The organism is Moraxella sp. CTOTU46711 (genome assembly GCF_031975715.1).
In the GTDB taxonomy this organism is placed as follows: domain Bacteria; phylum Pseudomonadota; class Gammaproteobacteria; order Pseudomonadales; family Moraxellaceae; genus Faucicola.
The window spans coordinates 67788-89851 of record NZ_DALYMP010000003.1 but is presented as its reverse complement, the minus strand read 5'-3'; the positions used below and the strand labels follow the sequence as shown (position 1 = coordinate 89851).

Sequence of the window (22064 nt, the reverse complement as noted above, 5' to 3'; positions counted from 1 at the left end):
GGTGTTAATCAGTGCAAATATCTCATTTGTTATCTTTACTCTTGTCACACCAAAACATATTGTTGGCATTAGGCTGTGTGTTTTTACCCAAAATCATTGTGGTATAAGTGACCCTTGCACCGCCACCTGTATGAACAATCCAACTTTGCGTGATTTTCAATTTATTATCGTAAAACAAATAACAACGCTCTTTTTGGTTAGCATTGTCATGCGCGAAACTGGCGGATGATAAAGTATTAAACACCCTCATGCCATAATTTTAGCAAAGCTATTCATAAAAACTGCCTTCATACACGCTATAATTATTGCTCAATCGCATAATCAATGGTGACAACGAGCCGCACCAATTTATCCACGCCATCTTTATCATACGTCCCACCATAATCCGAATCATCGGTATCAGGGTTATGCGCATCCAAAATATTAAATGACCCTTGCGATGCTGAGCGCATCACCCCCACTTTGGCATGACCGGTTTTGGCAAATTCTTCGGCGCGTTTGTTGGCATCATCGGTGGCTTTGGCAATCAAATCATGCTTGATTTTCTCAAGGTCATTGAGCAGATATTGCGGCTTTTCAAACGTCACGGATTCATGGCTGATACGATAATTTTGCACTTGAGCGAGCATATTGGTGATTTTATTGAGTTCTTGACTGCTAATTGACAGCGTTTGGGTGGCTTTATAGCCATTTTGACGGGTGCGGGTTTGTCCCTGCTCATCCACATAGTCCTCATTATACGGCTCAACGCTTATGGGCGTGACATTTTGACTAGATACGCTAAAGCCTTTACTTGCCACAAATTGCTGCAGCGCTTTAAAGTCATTTTTACCATTGGCTAATGCACCTGCATAGTCTTGCCCCCAAGCGCTGACACCCATTTGGATTTGGGCAAGATTGGCTTTGTAAGGGGCTTCCGCCAAGCCTTTGACAGTGATTGTACCAGACTGTTTTAGATTCTTAAACTGCGTGCCGAGTACAAATGCCGCGGCGATGAGACCGAGTGCCAAGATAATGCCAAAGATAATCAAGGGTAATGAGTTTTTATTATCGGTTTGTAGCGGTGGCGTAGGTAAATTACTCATATTTAGTGAGCCCTATATTTATTTACTATATTTATTTCAATTCTATAGAGTATAGCAAACAAATATTGAATATTAATGTTTTTTTAGCGCGATGGTTTTCGCCAAATTGTCTAATTGCCGTATGGATTGTTTGTTATCCGTAGGCTGCTGATAGCGGATTTGTCGATATAGCACGGCAAGTGCTTGAAGGGCTGCCTTATCGGTGACTTTTGGCTCAAGCCGAGTAAGCCAAGCCAGCACCCCCTCACTATCCTGCCTTGCGAGCGTTTTGTCTTTTTTTGCCAAGCGATTGGATAACTGTACCATAATCCAATCATGCCTATCCCACACCCGGCGACGACGCCACCACAGCCACAATCCCAATAAAGCAAGGACGCTCACAAGGGTGACAAACATCACCATCACTTGCTGATAGACAGATTGGATATTGAGCCATTTGAACAGCGATGACCGCTGGCGGTCTTGGTCATAGCCGACCACATCGCGTTGCCAATAATAGCTAGCTTGGTCAAACAAGCGGCGCGCTTGCTGTAGCATTTGAAACTGTTGATAGCTAATTTGCCCTGCCACGCCATCACCAAATAGCTGCGCCCCAGCCGTTTGGGTCACCGTTTGCATCCCTTGCTCGACCCGATTGGGTGCGACAAAACCCGTAGGATCTACACGCACCCAGCCGCGCCTTTGCACCCAAATCTCGCTCCATGCATGGGCATCCATTTGGCGCACTTCCCAACTTTTGCCATCACGCCCTAACTGCCCACCTTGATACCCCGCTACCACCCGAGCAGGCACACCTGCCGCTCGCATAAGGTAAGTAAAACTTGACGCATAATGCTCACAAAACCCTGCACGGGTAGCAAATAAAAAATCATCGATGCGATTATTACCCAAGGTAGGGGGTGATAAGGTGTAGCGAAACTGTTGGGTACGCATCCACTGGGCGATGGCGTTGGTATAGGCAATCGGGTCATCGCCTGCTTGATGGTAGAGTCGCTGCGCAAATTGGCGACTTTGCGGATTACCGCCTGCTGGCAATGCTAAATTGACCTGACGTTGCTGGGTAGATAAGGCTAAATTGATAGGCGCATCATCTAACCAATGCACTTGATAAGTAAACCGCTGATTGACAGTGTCCCAATACCGCAAGGTAAAATCCGACGTCAGCCCAATGCCTCTTTGGTTGGTTATCGGATAATCAAGCCCAAACAGCCAATTTTGTCCCGTCTGCTCCAAAATCACCCGATAGTCAGGGTTAACGGCTAAGGTAAAGCGTTTACTCAGCTTCAACGTCGGTAACAACCAATCAGCAATCGGCTGATCGGGCGTCCAAAGCGAGGTGCGAGGATTGGCGCGCCAGGTGGTGCCATCAAAATCAGAAAATACCAAACCGCGCCAATATAAATTTTGTTGGCTTGGCTGCTGATTGCCAAATTCCACCCGAAATGCCAATTCAGTCGATTGACTGAGGTTGGCAAAATCGCCCGGTGACATACTATCTGACATGCCGGTCTTTGCTTGCGCGCCGCTCAAATGCACCGACCATAGTGGCGGCAATCGGGGAAAAAATAAAAACAGAATAATGGTCAGGGGAATGGCTTGGCCGACCAATAAGCCAAGCGTGCGGTAGCGTCCTGTACCATCATCATTTTGCGCAATCATGGCAAACAGCACGACCATCGTGCCAATCGCCACTTGTAACGTTGTAATCAAATCTTGGTTGATTAAAAACAGCCCTGCCAATACAAACAGTGATAAACTCAGCACCACATAGCCATCACGCCTGGTATGCAATTCCAGTAGCTTACTGACGGCACACAATAGCAAAAACGCGATACCGACATCCAATCCAAAGGCGGTACGATAGGTCAAATACAGCCCCACCAAGCTTGCAATAAATCCTGTGTACTGTATCAACTGTAATGAGCGCGGACGATACAAAGCGTTGGGCAACCAACGTCGCAGGGGTTGCAATTGAAAGATGATAATAAAAAAGGCATACACCGATAGCCAAATGGGTAGATTTTTGACGTGAAAAGCCACAATCAACAGTTGAGACAGCAATATCCACTGATACGCCGAGATTTGGTTTAGGCGCTGAGATAAGGTTAAGCTAGGGTGATTTGGGTTAGGGCGACTCATGGCGTTTTTGCCAATCTTAGCAAACATTGCTGACGAAATGCTTGTCCTTCGCCTATTGCGCCTTCACCATCAGGCAGTCGCAATTGAAAAGCGATTTGGCTTTGGGTCAAACTATCCACCCCGTAGCGCAGCTGGCTGAGTTTTTCTTCATGCGTCACCGCAGGCATTTGATAGTAATCAAGCAATTGCTGCTGCCCCACACTCTCCACAAAGCGTTTTGACATGAGTCCTTGCCCGCGCGCGACATGCGCCCACGAAATACGCGCCAATGATTCTCCTGGGACATAATTATCCAGCTGGTCAAAATCTTCCTGCCCTGCTTGGGTGTGTACGGCAGCGGTTTGTTCATCATCAGATGGCACAAACTGACTGGCTTTCATCTCATAGCTCAGTGGCGCAGGATACACCCACGCGTGTCCTGCAAAAAACACATACGACCAAGCTTGCAAAATCCCTAAGGGATATACGGTACTCACCGTGAGTCTGGGTAACACAAATTTGCCGCGTTTGTCGGCTGTTAACCATAAGCTCACCTGTTGCGGTGCTTGTATTTGACTGACCAACAGCCAATCATTTGGTGCGGACAGTGCATTGGGTTTGCGGCGTATCGGCTGTTTAAAGTCAAAGGCGTTGTTGGCAAAACTTAATCGAATTTGCCGATGCGGCTGCCTTGACTCACTACTAATTTGCAGTCGCACTTGCACTTTGTCACCCACTTGTGTATCGCTGATATCCACCAGTTTGATTTGCAACCCTGCCAAGTGGGCAAAGGTATAATGGATAGTCACCACGAGTAGACTACCTAGCAAAAAGCACAAACCCAACACCAAATTATTGGCGTAATTAATCCCTGCTACAAAGGTAATGATGAGTAAAAAAGCGTACAGCAACCCTTCTTTACTCAAAAAAATATATACGTTGCGCAGGTTGAGGGTGATGTCGCGACTGACCGGCGCCCGACGCTTAAACCATGGTTGCAAGTAGTTTTCAAGTCGCTGGCGAATGGCAAACATGATAGGCGTGGGCTCTTAATTGGGATAATTTAATCGGATAATAAAAATACAGTAATGAGAAAGTTTTTAACGCTAAAACACGTTTACATCATGGTTTACACCATTACTGGCACTTGGCGTAACAACTGGGTCGCAATCGATTGCGGCTGCTCACCGCCCAAATGATTAAATGGGATAAAAGCTTGCCCCAAGCGATGATCAACGACGGCAGCAAATACCGCTTGGATATCTTCTGGCGTCACTTCATTGTAGCCACCCAAATATGCAAAGGCTTGTGCCGCTTGCTTTAATGCCAACACACCACGGGTAGATAAACCATGATAGTCTCGGCTTTCACGCGTTTTTGCTACCAATCGCTGCAAGTAGTCAATCACGACATCTGCCATATATACGTCTTTGGCTTGCGCTTGTGCCTGCTGCAATGATTGGGTATCTAACATCGGGGTAATTTGACTTAGCAGTTGACGTCTATCTTTACCCAGTAGCAACTCTCGCTCTGCATTAACCGAGGGATAACCCAGCGATAAACACATCAAAAACCGATCGAGCTGTGACTCAGGTAAAATAAACACACCCGATTGCTGCGTCGGGTTTTGGGTGGCAATCACAAAAAAAGGTTCAGGGAGTTTTCGTGTTACCCCATCTTGCGACACTTGCCGCTCTTCCATCGCCTCTAACAGCGCAGATTGGGTTTTTGGGCTTGAGCGATTAATTTCATCGGCAAGTAACAACTGACAAAATATCGGCCCTGGCTTAAATTCAAACGTGCCAGTATCAGTTTTATACAGCGAAATTCCTAAAATATCGGCAGGTAGAATATCACTGGTAAATTGCACCCGATTAAACGATAACCCCAAATGGTTGGCAATCGCGTGCGCCAGCGTGGTTTTACCCATTCCTGGTAAATCTTGAAGCAGTAAATGACCATTGGCTAACAAACAAGCAACCGCCAGCTTCACCACGGCAGGTTTATCCAACACGATCTCATTAATACTCACCAGCATGGCTTGCAATCGTTGTTGTAACGGCTGATTGTCTAAGTTACCCATCACAGTGTGGTCTATCCTTTAAAAGTTTAAATTTTGTTTATCAATCATGTTAACTCAAAATATCGCTTAAAGGCATAGCCACAAAGCAATCTAACGAAGCGTCGAAATATAAGCAATAATATCTTGGCGGACTTTGGCATCAGCAATCGGGTCAGAACGCATACGCGTTCCTGGGATAGTTTGTTTTGGATGGGCGATATATTTATCCAAATTTTCCGCTGTCCACGTCATATTGCTGTTTTTTAGTGCGTCTGTATATTGATAATCGGTTAATAAGGCGGATTTTGCCCCATAAATACGCAGTAATTGCGGGCCTTTCTCGTTATTTCCTGGCTGCAGCTTGTGGCATTTGAGACAGGCTTCTTCGTATTGCTTTTTACCGTTATCGGCATCCCCTTGGCTATAAACGGGCAAGGTAACTGCTGGGCGCTGAGCGGGTGGCTGATGTTGACAACCTGTCGCAATAACGATACAAAGACCCAATCCTAGAATAGGCAATCGGTTTGATTTATGAATGATTGTTTGGTGCATTTTGGCTAACTCGTTTTTATCTTATAAATTCAGCACTTGGATTTAGCTTGGTTCAGTCTCGATGTGCATGGTGTCACTCGCTTTTTGCAAATATGCCCCTTGCAAATAACGCGCACCGACTGTCCACGCCGCTGACATGGCAGCAGGGTCTTCAATGAAGGGCATCAAACAACTGGAGCCGCGTTCAGTGATTTCGCGCACCACCGTTGCCACGGTATTGACATTGTCATTGTTGCTCAAATCTTTGATATAGCTGCGATCGAGTCGTACCAGCTGTGGTTTGACAAATTCCAATATTTCCATGGCATTGACCGCCGAGCCAAAATTATAGATACCTAGGTGACAACCCATTTGATTAAGCTCATTACTTTGTTTGGCTGCCACCGCTAGATGATCCATTACCATGGTTTCATTAAACTGTAACGTCAATACCCCCTGCTCGCTGGTACCTAATGCTTGCATCAATCGACTCATAAAGCTTGGCAAGGTGGCATCTGCTAGTGATATCGAGCTTAAATGCACTAATAATCGGGCACTGGCATCGACCTCATGACGGTAACGTTTTAAATCTTTACAGGCTTGAATTAACACCCAACGGTCGATTTTATCCATTAACTGATGTCGGGTCGCCACTTCTAAGAATTTATCAGGTGCCATTAAGCTGCCATCTGCTAGCGGCAGGCGTAAAAACACCTCAAACATGTTACTGACATCGTTTTCAACGTCATAAATCGGCTGATATAATAATTTAAATTTGCTGTGTTCTAGCGCATCACGTAGCGATTCGTACAGCGCACTGTCATCACTGCTGGCAAAGCTACTTGGGTCATATAGATAGAATAAATCTTTATCGTCGTTGCTGTCTTTATTGGCTTTGGTCGCCATGCCGACGGCTTGGATGACACGGTTAATAATACTATTGGTATCAGGTGCACTGGCGTTGACTAAGGTTGCACCAATCGTTACCGTGGTCTTAACCGTACGATGACCAATTTCAATAATGGTGCTATTAATATCGGCAACCAATTTTTGTCCCAATGCTGTCAAATCTTGTTGTCGCATATTAGGGATAATCAGCATAAACATGCTATCATTAAACCGGCTCAAATAGCCATTTTTCACCCGCTCTACCCCAACAATCTCGGTGAGATGTTGCTCAAGAATATTGGCAACAGCAACCACCACCCCATCAATCCCTTCAATCCCCACACTGGCATGGATTTTACCAATATTATCGACGCGTAGCGCCATCAAGCCTACAGATAGGTTTTTCTCAACAATCACGTCATGCAGTCGGTTAAACAGTCTTTCAAAACCATGACGATTAAATAGCCCTGTGATTGAGTCAATGCGTTCCATCGCCTCAAGTTTTTTGGCAAGCTCAGCGCTATTGGCTTGTTCGTTGGGCTGGATAATGACTTGTAGACACGGCTGACCGTCATAGGTAGCAGCCGCTAACTGCAGCTTAGCGGCGAAGGTGGTATTATCTTTTCTCACACTTTCAAATTTAAATTCGACGTTTTTACGGTTGCCTTTTTCAAAGTCTTTTAAAAACGTTTTAAAATCTTGAATATTGTTGCGCGCAATCAAGTCAACAACGGGTATACCCATCAATTCATCGAGTGTTTTAAACCCAAACATTTCAAGATAGGGCTCATTGGCATAAATATGTAAACCATCTTCAATATAAGCCACTGCACTCTTGGAGTTTTTGATAAGAATATTGGCACGCTGTTCGGCATCGTTTAATACCATTTTTAGCCGCTCAAGCTCGCGGACGAGTTTATGATGCTCGTGTTCACGGCAGATACGAATGGCCATGCGCAGTAACTTATTTTTGCGCAAAGCATCCGCTGCACCCCAATAGGTATATAAAGGTAATAACTTATGAGTTTGATCAGGGTCGCTAACAAGCTGGGTCTGGGCTTGCTCATTGGCAGTTAATGCCTCAGGGTGAGCAGTGGCGTCATCCGGCAACAGAGCGATGACGGGGATGTGAGCATCGTGAGCTTTTAAAATCTCTTTGACGTCTTTAAACGATAAATCATATGCATTCCCCATTAAAATAATGTCCCAAGACTGGCGCAATAACTTTATCAGCTCGTCTTTGGCATCCAAAAATCCTAAATTAACCTGTCTATAATAATGTTTTTCTAATAACCCAACTAAGTGTTCGGCATACAGCTGGTTATCATCAATGATTAACAGGTTGAGTTGTTTTTGTTTTTGCATCGATTAACTATCCCATTAAACGCTTGGTTTATAGAGCACTAAGCGAACTATTATAAGCGAATTTTTTGATAAATTATTTATAATATTAGATTCAATTTCTTATTATATTATTAATCAATCAAAACGGCTATAAAGATATGAAAATCTTTTATTTTTAATGGGTTAGATTCAGTTTGGCAACTTTTGTTGCCATTTTTTAGTGATTAAAACTGAATTCTCACAAAAGCGTATTCCTCGATATCATCAGTCATATCAAGTAGCTCAGTTAAACGCACGTTAATTTCTTTGTTATCAATACGTATCACCAGCTTGTCTGCCACTTGGTAGCCAAAACGCGCCATCAGTAAACGGGTCTGGCTATCAGCGTTGTTTGGGGCGGTCGGAATTATAAATGCCGCAACAAAATGTGGCTGACGGCTACCGGCATTTTGAAAGCGCACGCCACAGGGAATCGCATTTTGACAATGCACTTGCACTTGTGCCTCAATTTCTAAGTAGGTTTTGTTGGTTGGTTGCCCAGCTGGCGTATCGATAAAACCCTGACGGTTGTCTTTAATATAGCCGAGCTGCCAAGTTTTTGAACCATTCACCTTTCGCATCGCTATTAAGGAATTGACTTGCAATTGACTCAGCGGGTGATAGCTATCACCACGGCTAATGCTCGGATATTGGTCAACGAGCTGATTGTGGTAGCTAAACACATGCGACAGGCACATGGATTGGGGATTTTCTTTGTTCAGCTCGACAACGGTATATTTTTTAAGATACTCAGTATTTTGAGCTTTGGGTTTTAACCGCTCAGGCAGCTCATTGGCCTGAATTAGATTGCCCAAACTGGTTTTATTGGCAAGCATGTAGTGGATATTATTAAAGCCGAGCACGACTTCACATTTTGAATGGCTATGATAATACTCTGCCGCTGGTTTTAACCCATCTTGCAGATTATTCAATACTAATTTGGCCTGACGCGCGCTATTTTTTATCTCAGCATCGGTGCTGATTTGACCTTGGGTAATGGTTTGATGCAAGCGTTTAAATAACCGGCTAAACATCACAAACAGACAGTTGCTATTTGCTGCAAAAGGATTGAATAAATCATCGACTGCTAGCAGTTGGGGCGGCTGTTTACCTTCTAAATCAATATACAGGTAAGGTTTTTCAACCAAATCTTTACTGATAATGAGCTCTTCCATCAACTGGGTACTTATTTTTTGAATGGCCAAAATATCCGCACGTCGACAAGCATACGGATTGGTGACCGCCACCATCAAGCAGTGAAAATAAATTTCCTCAATCGATAGCGGTGTCCCCTGTTTGCTATATTCATTGGCAGAATGCAGTTTGACTGGCAGGGTGATAGATTGCCAATCATTAGTAACTGCAAACCGATAGCAGGCATTCAGGTATTGCCAAATTACCTGTGTATCTTTACGATAGCCGATATATTTTTCAAACAGCGATTGGCGCAGTAATAGCATGATACCGTATAGGCAGCGCTGAATGACTTGGGTGGGGGTAAGGGATTGATGTTTATGGCGAAACAAGCCAGTGATGCCTTTTTTATCAGCCACTTCAGGGCAAGCCGCCGCTCGTTGCCAGATAACATGGTAAAACATGATGCTTAGATAATGCACCGATAATACGGTATCTAAGCCTTGCTGTTTTTCTTCATCAAAAATCCCGGGTTGGGTTTGGTAATTCACCCGCAATTTGCCGATTAATACGCTGACGGCTTTATTAACCTCCTCAAACAATGCAAAGCGTTTGACGTCGTCAATATCGGCAAACATCAACTGGTTGATCACGAATTTATATTCGTCATACATCTCACACGCCGACATACGATTAAAGTGCATCTGCCAATCGGTCGTATCCTGCAATGAACTCTGCGTTACTTTAAGTTCAATAGGACTAGTCGGTGTATCGTTTATACGCTGTAAGAAATCGTCTAGTATGAGATCCGTAACCATTTTTTTGCACCCAAATGCACAACATTTTTCGACTTGTTTAACAACAATAAATAACACAAAAGCCATATTTTATCTAGTTATTTTAAGATAATTGCACTATTTAAAAGACAAATAACAGATAAACCGTTATTTAGTTGTTGTCTTTCAACGAATTTTAGTGGTTATACAAGTCAATCGGTGTTTTAAATGGCTTATTAGGTAATTCTTGCACCAACTTTGGCACCAAGTAGCCAGCACATTTGGCGAGTAACTCCCAGTACAGAGCGACTGCTTGCTCATCTGAAATATAGAAATGGCTCGCCCCGGCAACTTTATCAAGCACATGCAAATAATAGGGTAAGACGCCTGCTTGCCATAATTTTTCGTTCAAGCTTGCAAGCGTATTTGCATCGTCATTAATCGACTTGAGTAGCACGGTTTGGTTAAGTAAAGTAACACCCGCTTTTTTTGCCTTACCCAAAAATATTTGTGTTTCTTGGTCGATTTCATTGGGGTGATTGGCATGAATGACCATGACGATGTGACAGCGGCTGTTGGCAAATCGCGCAAGTAACGGCTCATCTAAGCGCTCAGGAATCATCACAGGTACACGGGTATGGATACGAATGGTCTGCACTTGGGGTAGTGCTTCAAGGGTGGTGAAAATCTCCAATAAACGACGATTGCTCAGCGATAATGGGTCACCGCCGCTTAAAATCACTTCATTGACCGCGGGGTGCGCTGTGATGTAGGCACTAATGGCTTGCCAATCGTTTTGGGTTGGTAGATTCTCATGGTAGTCAAAGTGCTGGCGAAAACAATAGCGGCAATTGACCACGCAAGCCCCGGTGACAGGAATCAGCACCCGTGATGCATACTTATGGATGATGCCTTTGACGGGATTGGCGTGTTGTTCATCGAGTGGGTCGGTGACAAATCCGGTGACTTGTACCGTTTCTTGAAACGTCGGCAACACTTGCTTAAGCAGCGGATCATTAATATCGCCTTTCCCCATTTTTTGCACAAAGCGGCGTGGCACTTTTAGGGGAAATTGACCGACCTGACTGTCAAAACTATCTATCGGCAAATCCAACGCTTGCGCCAATCCAGCAAAGCTCGTGATGGTATCAGAAAACGCATTTTGCCAGTTTTTTTGTGTCGCCAAATAGTTTATCATATAGTGTTTATCCAATTGTCAATGCCGCTTGCTGATAACGCCTGTCGCTGATAGGGTTACCGCGTAGGAAGCGCATGTTTAGCAAATTGGCTATTATACAAAGATTTGATTTACCTCGGTTATTTTTTAGTCGCAACACCTTATTAGGAAATTTTATGGCAAATTACTCAACCAATGAATTTAAAGCTGGCTTAAAAGTCATGCATGAAGGCAACCCATTTGCAATTTTAGAAAATGAATACGTTAAACCAGGTAAAGGTCAAGCATTCAACCGCGTCAAAATGCGTAACCTAAAAACGGGTAAAGTATTAGAAAATACCTTTAAATCTGGCGATAGTCTTGAAGGCGCTGACGTTGTTGATACTGAAATGAACTATCTATACAATGATGGTGAATTCTGGCACTTTATGCACCCAGAAAGCTTTGAGCAGCTACAAGCCGACAAAAATGCGATGGGCGATGCGGCTAAATGGTTAAAAGAAAATAGCAACGAAGAATGTACCATTACCCTATTCAATGGCGTACCTTTAAGTGTGGCCGCGCCAAACTTTGTTGAGTTAGTCATTACCGAAACTGACCCAGGTCTAAAAGGCGATACATCAGGTGGCGGCGGCAAACCTGCAACCCTTGAAACTGGTGCAGTCGTACGTGTGCCATTATTTGTCCAACAAGGCGAAAAAATCAAAGTCGATACCCGCACTGGCGAATACCTATCACGGGTACAATAATATATTTTAATACCAAGAATTTTGAAAAAATAAAAGCCCAACTAACTGTTGGGCTTTTATTTTTTTAACATGTGATTGAAAAATTTTTTGTTACGCTGTCACATTGACATAGCATTATGCGATAAATCATAAAAATCATTCGTCAAACACGCATGGAAAAATGATTACCCAAATAGAACAACAAATGAAATAATTCACCAAGATAATCAAACTAGCGTTAGCTCAAACCGCTAAAATACAAAGACAAATTAAAAGGTAAGTTAACATACAAACATAAGTATAGACAACTCAAGGATATATCATGCCAGAACTCACCCCGCCAGAAACCAGCCCTGTCATCACCCTTGAAGCGCCGCAACCCGTTGCCGTTGTGCCACAAGATGAAGCCGACCAACTAGTCAAACTTGACCTAACCAAAGTGCCTGAGCTTGATGCCAAAGTGAACGATTTTGTGATGCATGTATTACAAACCCCTGTCAACACGTCTGTATTCGATGAGAAAGTCAACGCCATTCATCAGCTGGGTAGTGCCGAAATTCGCGCTTCCGCGCAGATTGCAAATCGCATGCTTGATCGTCCTGCCAAAAGCATGGATAAAGCCTTATTTGACAACTCCCCGATTGCCAAATCCTTGACTGAGCTACGCAGCGTGGTCGAAGAGTTAGATCCAACCCGCCAAGGTTCACTGTCAAGTCCACGCAAATTTTTGGGCATCATCCCAATGGGCAAATCCGTACAAGATTATTTTCGTAAATACCAATCTTCGCAAACCCATATCAATGCCATCATCGAAAGCCTGTATCACGGCAAAGATGAACTGATGAAAGACAATGCCAGCATTGAGCAAGAAAAGGTCAATATGTGGGCACTGATGCAGTCGCTCCGTCAATATATTTATGTCGGTAAAAAAATTGATGAACGTCTAGAGCAAAAAATCGGTGAGCTTGAAGCCACTGACCCTGAAAAAGCACGCGTAGTCAAAGAAGAATTGCTGTTTTATGTGCGCCAGAAAAATATGGATTTTTTGACCCAACTGGCGGTGAACATCCAAGGGTATTTGGCGCTTGATATGATTCGCAAAAATAACTTAGAGCTTATCAAAGGCGTTGACCGTGCCACGACGACAACGATTGCTGCGCTACGTACTGCGGTGATGGTGTCACAAGCACTGAGCAGTCAAAGATTGGTACTCGACCAAATCAATGCGCTTAACTCAACGACCAGTAACTTGATTGAATCAACGTCAGTCATGCTCAAACGCCAAACCGCGCAAGTGCATGAGCAAGCCAGTGGCAGTTCAGTGGACTTGGAAAAACTGCAAAAATCCTTTAATCACATCTATGAGACCATGCATGCGATTGATGCCTTTAAAGTTAAAGCACTGGGCAATATGCAGCAAACGCTCAATGTACTTACCCAAGAAGTTGACCGCGCACAAACCTACCTTGACCGCACCAATCGCCAAACGGTGAGTGAGATTGCCAACGAGCTACAAATTGATGAGGATAAATTGGGTAATGTCAAACTTTAATCCCCGTTTGATTTGACTATGAGCAACCTCACGAATGATTGCGGCTTTTACTGTTTATCACCATCTTTTATCAGTAATAATAAAAGGATAATTGATGAGAACTAACAAGCAAAAACTATCAAAGTGTCCGTTCGTGAAGATTACTCTTGCAAAGCAAAGTTTTTGAAAAACAAGGTATTTTTAGCTTAAAAAAACACCGCCATGATTGCGGTGTCTTTGCTGATACATGGCTTTAGTCAGACAATTTATTGGGTAATTTTGCAACCACTTGCGCGACCGTGTTATCCAGTTGACTGCTATCGCTCGGCATGACAGTGATATGAGCGATTTTTCGACCTTCGCGTTCTTCTTTATCATAATTGTGCACGTGCACGCCAGCGAAGGCTAGGACTTCGTCAAGTTTTGGGTACTCTCCGATGACGTTCAGCATGACAGAGGGTTTGACGATGGCTGTGTCTCCCAATGGCAACCCTGCCACCGCACGGATGTGATTTTCAAATTGACTGGTTACCGCGCCTTCAATACTCCAGTGCCCTGAGTTGTGCACGCGGGGTGCGATTTCATTGGCTAGCAATTTTTCAGCGCCGCCTTCAGAAGTCACAAATAATTCTAACGTCAACACGCCCACATAGTTTAAATGTTCGAGCAATTTTTTGATATTACTTTGGGCTTGTTCGGTCAATTGCTCGACGTTCGGTGCTGGTGCGGTTGATTTGGCTAAAATACCATTACTATGCTCATTTTGCACGAGCGGATAATAGCGGATTTCACCGTTTTGGGCGCGCACTGCAATGATAGATACTTCGCGCTCAAAGTGAATAAAGCCTTCGGCAATGAGGGGCGCTGTTTTGGTTGCGTCGCCAAGTTCTGCCCACGCGGTGTCGATTTGGTCAGCGGATTTGACCACAAACTGCCCTTTGCCATCATAGCCCCCGCGTGTGGTTTTGAGTACCAAGGGTAGCCCCAATTTGTCAGCGGCGGCTTGGATATCGGCTTTGTTATGCACTGCCATAAAAGGCACGGTGGCGATATCTAATTGATTAAACAAGTTTTTTTCATTTAACCGATCTTGTGCCACTGATAGTGCAAATGATGAAGGGTATAAGGTTTTGGTCGATTCCAAAAACTGGGCAGGTTTGAGCGGGGTGTTTTCAAACTCTAAAGTAAAAATATCACAGTTTTGGGCAAAATCTTCAAATTGCTCGCTACTAAACACTTTGCCCAGTAAGCGTGCGGGGCAATTGGCACTATCTTCCAAAAACACGCAGCGGATACCGAGTGGCAATGCTGCTTGCGCCAACATCATACCAAGTTGTCCGCCACCTAAAATCCCAATCGTTTTGACAGGATAATTGGAATGATTGATGGTATAAAAATTGGCGGTTTGCATAGGCATGGTGGCAGCTCTTTTTGATAAGTAAAACACAGAAGAAAAATTATGGCTAATTATAAAGGATTTGCCCACAAATAAAAAATCTAAGCATAAAAAAACCCATAAGTCTTTAGTCTTATGGGTTCAATAAATCAATGAATAGGTTTTACGCGTTAACTGTAATGCACGGGTTCTTCGTCATACACATTGGCATGCCACTGCGAGAGCTGCTTTTGCATTAAGGTTTGAATGGCCGCATGAATCATACTTTGACCAATCAGCTGGGTATCATCCCCCAACAGTTCTTTCACTTTGTCAGAAAATTCAATACTTACCAAGTCTTCTGATTCGTCATTCGAGGTACGTAGTACCATTTTGCCGTCAGCTTGCTCAATAAACTCCAGCATCATCGCTTCTGCTTTGGCATCCTTTGCCGCTTGCAGTAGGCTTTGGTAATCTGATTTTGTATCTTTTTGCATCGTCGCTCCTCAATCTTTTATCCGCCCCAGTGACTACTTTGGTTACTACCTTAATAACTATCTTATGAACTAGGCTTATGAGCTAGGCTTATAAACTAGACTAAGAAACCTGTTAGTCACCCTATCATATCGCTTTAATCAACCTAAGCATGGTTTAACGCTTGCATCTTTTTAAAAGCTTGTTGACAGCTTATTAACAGGGTTTGGCATCTTGCATGATTATTAAAATGGCGACTTTAACGGTAAAAATCAAGCATAATTTGTGATATTAACACAGCCACTACAATGCATAATGCTTAAGGGTTGCTGTGATAAATTATTGAGCGAACCGATTTAGCGACCTGGTGAACTTACAACAACTGCGGAAATACGCTTTTTAAGCCGCCAACAAAAATCTCTACCGCAACGGCCGCAAGTAGCATCCCCATGATACGGTTGAGCACATTAAGCCCGGTATCACCTAAAAAACGACTTACCTGCCCCGCTGCCATAAAGCTTAGATAAGTAATAATACTGATAATCAAACCTGCGGTGATAATCGCTAGCATATTAAAATAACTATGCCCGCTCGCGGCATAAATAATCACGGTAGAAATCCCACCAGGACCAATCACCATCGGAATCGTCAACGGCACCACGGCAGATGCCGCTCCTTGAAACGCCACACCATTTAAATCCCCTGATTTGCCGACATGCGGTTTGGCTACATTGCCAGCGCCATTCATCATGCCAATGGCAATAATCAATACCAAGATACCGCCTGCGATACGAAATGACCCAAGCGAAATCCCCAGCACCTTTAAGATAGGCTCGCCTGCCAACGAAAATATCGCAATGGTCACAAACACGGTAATGGCTGAAATCAGTGCAACTTTGCGAGTTTGTTGTCGATTGGCGTCTTTGGTGATATCAATAAATAACGATAACGCAGCAAATGGATTGACCAGTACCACCAGTGCCAAAAATATTTTTAAGACTTGAGATTCCATGAGTATTGACTAACTTGTTGGGTGAATATTACAAAACAGTTATGGTAGCATAAATTTAAGTCAGCATGGTTACGGCGTTAATTCGCTTAGCGCCACCAGTACGCATGCTGACTACTAAGCCTGCATGATGAACCCAAAATTAATGGCTCTCTAACGTTTGGGTGATTTTATCAAGATTTAAACTATCGGACATGGCATTAAAAATCTCATAGTATTTGCCTTGCTTGCGATACAGTTCATCATGCGTGCCTGTCTCCACCACGCGCCCTTGCTCGATGACCACCAAATCATCAGCGTCAATAATCTGCGCGATATTGTGCGACACAATAATCACCGTGCGGTTTTGTTTGATTAAATCCAAACTGCGCTTGATTTGCTGGCTGGCAATGGCATCTAGACTTGCAGTCGGCTCGTCCAAAAACACAATCGGCGGATTTTTAAGAAACATACGTGCCAGTGCAATACGCTGCTGCTGTCCACCTGACAAGGATTTGGCTTCGCTTTGGTAGCCTTTGGGCAACTGGGTGATTTGTTCATGAATGGAGGCTTGTATTGCTGCCTGCTCAATCTGGGCTTGGCTGGCAGTTAAATCGCCATAACGAATATTTTCTTCAATAGTACCGCCAAAAATATGGTTTTTTTGCAACACCAAACCGATTTGTTGGCGTAGCTCATGGGTATCATAGTCTTGCAAATCCTTGCCATCGAGCAAAATTCGTCCCTGCGTAGGCTGATAAAATTTTACCAACAAATTAATAATGGTGCTTTTACCTGCGCCGCTCAAGCCGACCAATGCAGTAATTCGATTGCGCCGAATGCGAAAGCTGACATCTTGCAAGGCTTGGTTGCCGTTGGGATAGACAAAATCCACGTGCTGAAGTTCGATATCACCCTGTACCGTCGCAGGATTGACACCACCTACCACTTCGATTTGGCTATCATCTTCTAAAATATCAAAAAACCCTTCGGCATAAGTCAGCGCATCATTGACCTCATCGTAGATACGGTGCAACTGGCGAATCGGCGATGCCACGTTTTGAAACAACAACACATGAAACATAATCATGCCAATGGTCATCTGCCCATCAAGCACAAAATACGCGGTTAAAATAATAATCGCCACGACACCAATCTGCTCGATAAAACTTTTGAGTGCATCATAACCAAAGCCAATACCGCGCGTTTTGAGTTGGTTATCGGTCATCTCTTTTTGAATAGCAAAATGTTTCTGCGCTTCAATCGGCTCGCGGACAAAGGATTTGATCACGGTAATAGCGTTAATCAGCGAAATGATTTGCTCGCTTTTGCTCTCCCGGTAGTGGCGCATCTGCCGACGAAATCCTTGCAAGCGCGTGGCTTGTTTTTGACTGATATAAAAATAAATCGGCACAATCACCAGCCCTACCATCCCCACCCACACATTGGCGCTAAACATCACTACCAGTGCTACAATCGCATTGGCAAATAATGGCAACATATCAATAAAAAAGTTTTGCACCAAGCGCGTGAGACTACTAACACCCAAATCAATGCGCGTCTGCAGCTTACCACTGTCGTTATCAGGATGGGTATAAAACCCCATGCGGTAACTTAAAATGCGCTCTACGACTTTTTGCGATAAATCTCGGGATAAATTAATACGGATTTTTTCACCGAAATAACGCTGTCCAAAGCTGATTGCCGCGTATAACAGCTCTTTGAGCAGTAGCACGATGCTGATAGTCGTGAGCAGTTTTGCACCTTCCTGCCACGGCTCGCTGAGTTTGAGAATCTCGGTCAAATGATCGACCGTGTAACGCAGTACAAAAGCATTGACCTGTGCGGCAAATGAACCAACCACCGTAAGCAGCAGCGTCGCTATGATTAATGAGTGATAAGGTTTTGCAAAAACGGATAATTTTTTGATAATTGACCACAGCACGGCGCCGCGTTCGCGTTTATTGAGTGATGTCGGCGCAGGTTTGGATGGCAGTGTCGACTTATTAGCTAGCGATGGATTAGGAGATTGTTTGTGAAGATTTGGCAAGAGTTGCTCACAAATGATTTTTCAATACGTTTGGTTGTTTAATATCTTTGGTAAAGTTTAAATAAAACCAGTGCTTTTAAGGTAGTTGGTAATTGTTGCATTCTTGTCCATGCGGCGCTTTGCACTACAAAATCATAAAATAATTTTATGATAATTAGTATTATCTATGAATATTTATTATGATTTGAAGCTTTTAGCGGGAAATACCTTTATACTGAGCGGACTTATTTTTACCTTTCCCTTTTTATCTTAGTTAATAGCCTATTAAAAGGATTTCAGTGTATGCCATTATCATATAAAGCCCCCCTCCGTGATATTCGCTTTTTAACCAATGAAGTATTTAATTATCCCGAACACTATAAAACCTTAAAATCTGGTGAAAATGCCGATCCTGAAACCGTGGATATGATGCTTGACAGTTTTGCGGATTATTGTAGCAATGTGTTGATGCCACTGTACCAATCAGGCGATGATGAAGGTTGCCATTTTGACAAGGGTGTCGTCACCACGCCAAAAGGTTTCAAAGAAGCTTATGATATGTTCGTTGAAGCTGGGTATCAAGCCATACCGTTTCCTGAAGAATTTGGTGGCTTAAATATGCCAATGTCAGTCAACCTCATCAAAAGTGAAATGATGGGTACGGCAAACTGGGCATTTGCCATGTATCCAGGGCTGTCGGTGGGCTGTATGAATACCATCATGCAATACGGCACCGCCGAGCAAAAAGCCACTTATATGCCAGCTTTGGTAGAAGGTCGCTGGTCAGGCACCATGTGTTTGACTGAACCACAATGTGGTACCGACTTGGGTCAAGTTAAAACCAAAGCCATCCCACAAGAGGATGGTACTTATAAGATTAGTGGTACCAAAATCTTCATTTCAGCCGGTGAACATGACCTAACAGAAAATATCGTGCATATCGTATTAGCACGACTACCTGATGCGCCTGAAGGTACCAAGGGTATTTCGTTATTTATCGTGCCAAAATTCTTGGTTACAGAAAACGGTGGCATTGGTGAGCGTAATCCAGTTAACTGTGGCTCAATTGAGCACAAAATGGGTATCAAAGCCTCAGCAACTGCGGTACTCAACTTTGATAATGCGACAGGCTATTTAATCGGTGAGCCGAATAAAGGCTTAAAAGCCATGTTTACTTTTATGAACACTGCCCGCCTAGGCACAGGCATGCAAGGCTTAGCGCATATGGAATTGGCTTTCCAAAACTCATTGCCTTACGCCAAAGAACGCCGCTCAATGCGTACGCTATCAGGTACCAAAGAGCCAAACCAAGTGGCTGATGCGATTATCCATCATGCCGATGTTGCGCGCATGCTACTTACCCAAAAAGCCTTCTCAGAAGGGGCGCGCTCAATGATTTATCACGCATCACGCTATGCTGATAAAATGTTTGAAGGAGCGATGCTCGGTGACGATGCTGAGTTCCACAAATGGGATGATAAATTGGGCTTTTATACCCCAATACTTAAAGGCTTCTTAACTGAACTAAGCATTGAATGTGCCAAACATGGTATGCAAATCTACGGCGGTCATGGCTACATCAAAGAATGGGGCATGGAACAAATCGCTCGTGATGCGCGTATCTCAACCTTGTATGAAGGCACCACAGGCGTACAAGCGCTTGACCTACTAGGTCGTAAAGTGTTAATTCAATCAAAAGGCAAAGTGCTACTTGATTACACCGCCAATATCATGAAATGGTGTAGTGAATACGCACTAGACAAAGGCATGCGTAAATTTGTTTGGGAATTGACCAAATATTGTGCAGAGTGGAATACCCTTACCACACGTATCATGTTGACGGCGCGTAAAGACCGTGAAATCGTCTCAGCAGCATCCGATGATTACTTAATGTACTCAGGGTACGTCATCATGGGCTATCACTGGGCACGCATGGCAGCGGTAGCGTATGATAAACTCAAAAATGGCGGCAGCGAAACCAAAGAATTCTATGAAGCCAAAATCAAAACCGCTGAGTTCTATTTTGAAAAACTATTGCCACGCGCCTCAGGTCACTCAGAGAGCATGTTGGCACCAAGCGAGTTAATGGCGATGGATTTAGATAGCTTTAATTTCCTAGACTAATGGGTTAAACTTGTTGCGCCATTTTGCAAAAAGGCTGCTCAACCTTAATGGGGGCAGCTTTTTTATTGCTCAAAATTTTAACACATACAAAAGAATTGATTATGGAATTTACTGCTTTTTCGCGCCAAGTCATTGACCAACTAGAATCGGATATCACAGCCTACCTCCAAGCCTGCAAGTTACCCTCACCGCTGCATGAAGCAAGCCTATACGCGATGACCAATGGCGGCAAACGGGTACGTCCTTTGCTGATTGCAGCAACTTTTGCCACGGTAAAAATCGGCAACAATCTTGCCAACCCATCCTATCAATTATCAAATGACGTGCGCCGTGCCATGATGGCGGTGGAGTGTCTACACGGCTATTCGCTGGTGCATGATGACTTGCCTTGTATGGATGATGATGCGCTGCGCCGAGGTCGCCCTACGACCCATATCGCCTATGGTGAAGCCGCTGCCATGCTTGCCGGTGATGTGCTACAGACCTTAGCATTTGAAGCCCTGACCCATACGTATTTTGGTGAAAACAGTGAGTTTGCTACGCCGCTTTCTGCCACGTTTGCGCCACGGGCACGGCGGATGGTCATGGGGCAAATGCTGGATTTAAATGGCGAGCACCAACAGCTTAGCCAAACTGAGCTTGAAGCCATCCACCGTGACAAAACAGGCGCGCTCATTGAAGCGTCAGTCTTGATGGGTGCCATCTGTGCCAACGCGACTGAAAGCGAGCGCCAAGCACTCAATAGCTTTGCCGAGCAGATTGGTTTGGCTTTCCAAGTACAAGATGATATTTTGGATGTGACTGCCGATACCAAGCAGCTTGGCAAACCTGCGGGTAGTGATGAAAAATTGGATAAATCCACGTATGTGAAATTATTAGGCGTCGATGCTGCCAAGACCTACGCCCAAAGCTTGTTTGATACCGCGAAAAATGCGGTGATTGCTGAATTTGGCGATGATAACTATTTGGTCGATTTGGCAGACTGGTTGTGGGCGAGAGACAAGTAATTATTTCTTTCTAAACCCAGCAAACAAGCCTTCGTGGTTAATTTTTGGCATTTTCATGGTCACGGTGTTTGATAGCAAATCATGTAGCGCCAAGCCTTGCTTATTGACCCAAGCAAACCAATAATTAAACAATAGCCCGATAAACATACTAAAATACAGCGCACCCACTGACTGGTGGATAAGATAGCCTATCATCCCGCAGACCACAGGCAATAAACACGCGGCTAATATCCGCATCATCGATTGCCGCCAACTTAGCAATGAGCCATCACGGTTCATGGTTTTAAGCCGCCAAGTCTGCATGCCAAGCGTCTGCCCTGCCTTACGCCAAAATACCCCATAAAACCCGACCAAGATAATCACGAACGCCGGGATTTGCACAACATTACGATACCATAGCGGTAATGTCGCCGCTTGCTTCATATCCGTCCCTGCCAAACCTAGCATTTTAGTCCCCAATACTATAAGCAACATCTGCACAAAAAATAGCATCGCCAAAATCAACATACCATCGTACAACATAGCAATCAGCCGAGTAGCCGCTTTTGCCATCACGGGTTGTTGTTCTGGCAATGGCGCTGATGGCAGAGATTGCGGGTGGCTATTGGTGTCAGCTGTTTTTAACATTGGGGTTTTGGTCTTAGGCATAGGTAT

At 44.1% G+C, this 22064-nt stretch carries 17 protein-coding genes; 4 read left to right on the top strand and 13 right to left on the bottom strand.

The genetic code is table 11. From position 1 onward, the window contains the following. Positions 1 to 302 precede the first annotated feature (302 nt). The 8 genes from RTJ53_RS06115 to epmB all read right to left on the bottom strand — a co-directional run bounded on the left by RTJ53_RS06115 (position 303) and on the right by epmB (position 11175). Positions 303 to 1085 carry an SIMPL domain-containing protein gene (locus RTJ53_RS06115; protein WP_312276284.1) on the bottom strand — a complete coding sequence of 261 codons (783 nt, stop codon included), beginning with the start codon at positions 1083 to 1085 and terminating at the stop codon, positions 303 to 305. A 72-nt stretch (positions 1086 to 1157) separates the two neighbouring features. Next, on the bottom strand, positions 1158 to 3224 hold the full coding sequence (locus tag RTJ53_RS06110) for a transglutaminase TgpA family protein (protein ID WP_312276283.1): 2067 nt from the start codon (positions 3222 to 3224) through the stop codon (positions 1158 to 1160). Further along, a complete protein-coding gene (locus RTJ53_RS06105; protein WP_312276282.1) occupies positions 3221 to 4237 on the bottom strand; it encodes a DUF58 domain-containing protein in 1017 nt (338 codons plus the stop codon). The genes RTJ53_RS06110 and RTJ53_RS06105 overlap by 4 nt, the downstream gene beginning before the upstream one ends. Positions 4238 to 4332: 95 nt before the next feature. Next, on the bottom strand, positions 4333 to 5286 hold the full coding sequence (locus RTJ53_RS06100; RefSeq protein ID WP_312276281.1) for an AAA family ATPase: 954 nt from the start codon (positions 5284 to 5286) through the stop codon (positions 4333 to 4335). Between the two features lie 90 nt (positions 5287 to 5376). Then, complete coding sequence (locus tag RTJ53_RS06095; RefSeq protein WP_312276280.1) at positions 5377 to 5817, bottom strand: c-type cytochrome; 441 nt, start codon at positions 5815 to 5817, stop codon at positions 5377 to 5379. A 42-nt stretch (positions 5818 to 5859) separates the two neighbouring features. Next, entirely contained in the window at positions 5860 to 8049 is a 2190-nt protein-coding gene (locus RTJ53_RS06090) for a GGDEF/EAL domain-containing response regulator (RefSeq protein WP_312276279.1), read from the bottom strand. A 203-nt stretch (positions 8050 to 8252) separates the two neighbouring features. Beyond that, positions 8253 to 10019 (bottom strand): hypothetical protein, encoded by a 1767-nt coding sequence (locus RTJ53_RS06085; RefSeq protein ID WP_312276278.1) that lies wholly within the window; start codon positions 10017 to 10019, stop codon positions 8253 to 8255. Between the two features lie 154 nt (positions 10020 to 10173). After that, positions 10174 to 11175, bottom strand: a complete 1002-nt coding sequence (gene epmB, locus RTJ53_RS06080; RefSeq protein WP_312276277.1) for an EF-P beta-lysylation protein EpmB — start codon at positions 11173 to 11175, stop codon at positions 10174 to 10176. Positions 11176 to 11330: 155 nt separating this feature from the next. On the opposite strand from epmB, the gene efp reads away from it, so the two are divergent. Both efp and RTJ53_RS06070 read left to right on the top strand, forming a co-directional pair. Further along, positions 11331 to 11903 (top strand): elongation factor P, encoded by a 573-nt coding sequence (gene efp, locus RTJ53_RS06075; RefSeq protein WP_204155483.1) that lies wholly within the window; start codon positions 11331 to 11333, stop codon positions 11901 to 11903. Between the two features lie 301 nt (positions 11904 to 12204). Beyond that, positions 12205 to 13434: a toxic anion resistance protein gene (locus RTJ53_RS06070; RefSeq protein WP_312276276.1), complete on the top strand. Its 1230-nt coding sequence runs from the start codon at positions 12205 to 12207 to the stop codon at positions 13432 to 13434. Positions 13435 to 13666: 232 nt separating this feature from the next. Here RTJ53_RS06070 and RTJ53_RS06065 read toward each other — a convergent pair whose 3' ends face one another. The 4 genes from RTJ53_RS06065 to RTJ53_RS06050 all read right to left on the bottom strand — a co-directional run bounded on the left by RTJ53_RS06065 (position 13667) and on the right by RTJ53_RS06050 (position 18195). Further along, positions 13667 to 14824 (bottom strand): 5-(carboxyamino)imidazole ribonucleotide synthase, encoded by a 1158-nt coding sequence (locus RTJ53_RS06065; RefSeq protein WP_409418144.1) that lies wholly within the window; start codon positions 14822 to 14824, stop codon positions 13667 to 13669. A gap of 155 nt (positions 14825 to 14979) precedes the next feature. After that, positions 14980 to 15285, bottom strand: coding sequence for a hypothetical protein (locus RTJ53_RS06060; protein ID WP_312276274.1), 306 nt, complete (start codon positions 15283 to 15285; stop codon positions 14980 to 14982). Positions 15286 to 15635: 350 nt separating this feature from the next. Beyond that, positions 15636 to 16274 (bottom strand): MarC family protein, encoded by a 639-nt coding sequence (locus RTJ53_RS06055; RefSeq protein ID WP_007117140.1) that lies wholly within the window; start codon positions 16272 to 16274, stop codon positions 15636 to 15638. Between the two features lie 139 nt (positions 16275 to 16413). After that, entirely contained in the window at positions 16414 to 18195 is a 1782-nt protein-coding gene (locus RTJ53_RS06050; RefSeq protein ID WP_312276411.1) for an ABC transporter ATP-binding protein, read from the bottom strand. A gap of 387 nt (positions 18196 to 18582) precedes the next feature. Here RTJ53_RS06050 and RTJ53_RS06045 point away from each other — a divergent pair, with 387 nt between their 5' ends. Together RTJ53_RS06045 and RTJ53_RS06040 are read left to right on the top strand one after the other, a co-directional pair. Next, positions 18583 to 20403: an acyl-CoA dehydrogenase C-terminal domain-containing protein gene (locus RTJ53_RS06045; protein ID WP_312276273.1), complete on the top strand. Its 1821-nt coding sequence runs from the start codon at positions 18583 to 18585 to the stop codon at positions 20401 to 20403. Positions 20404 to 20504: 101 nt separating this feature from the next. Next, entirely contained in the window at positions 20505 to 21410 is a 906-nt protein-coding gene (locus RTJ53_RS06040; protein WP_312276272.1) for a polyprenyl synthetase family protein, read from the top strand. On the opposite strand, the gene RTJ53_RS06035 is transcribed toward RTJ53_RS06040, so the two are convergent. Further along, a complete protein-coding gene (locus tag RTJ53_RS06035; RefSeq protein ID WP_312276271.1) occupies positions 21411 to 22058 on the bottom strand; it encodes an RDD family protein in 648 nt (215 codons plus the stop codon). It lies immediately after the preceding gene. Positions 22059 to 22064 lie beyond the last annotated feature (6 nt).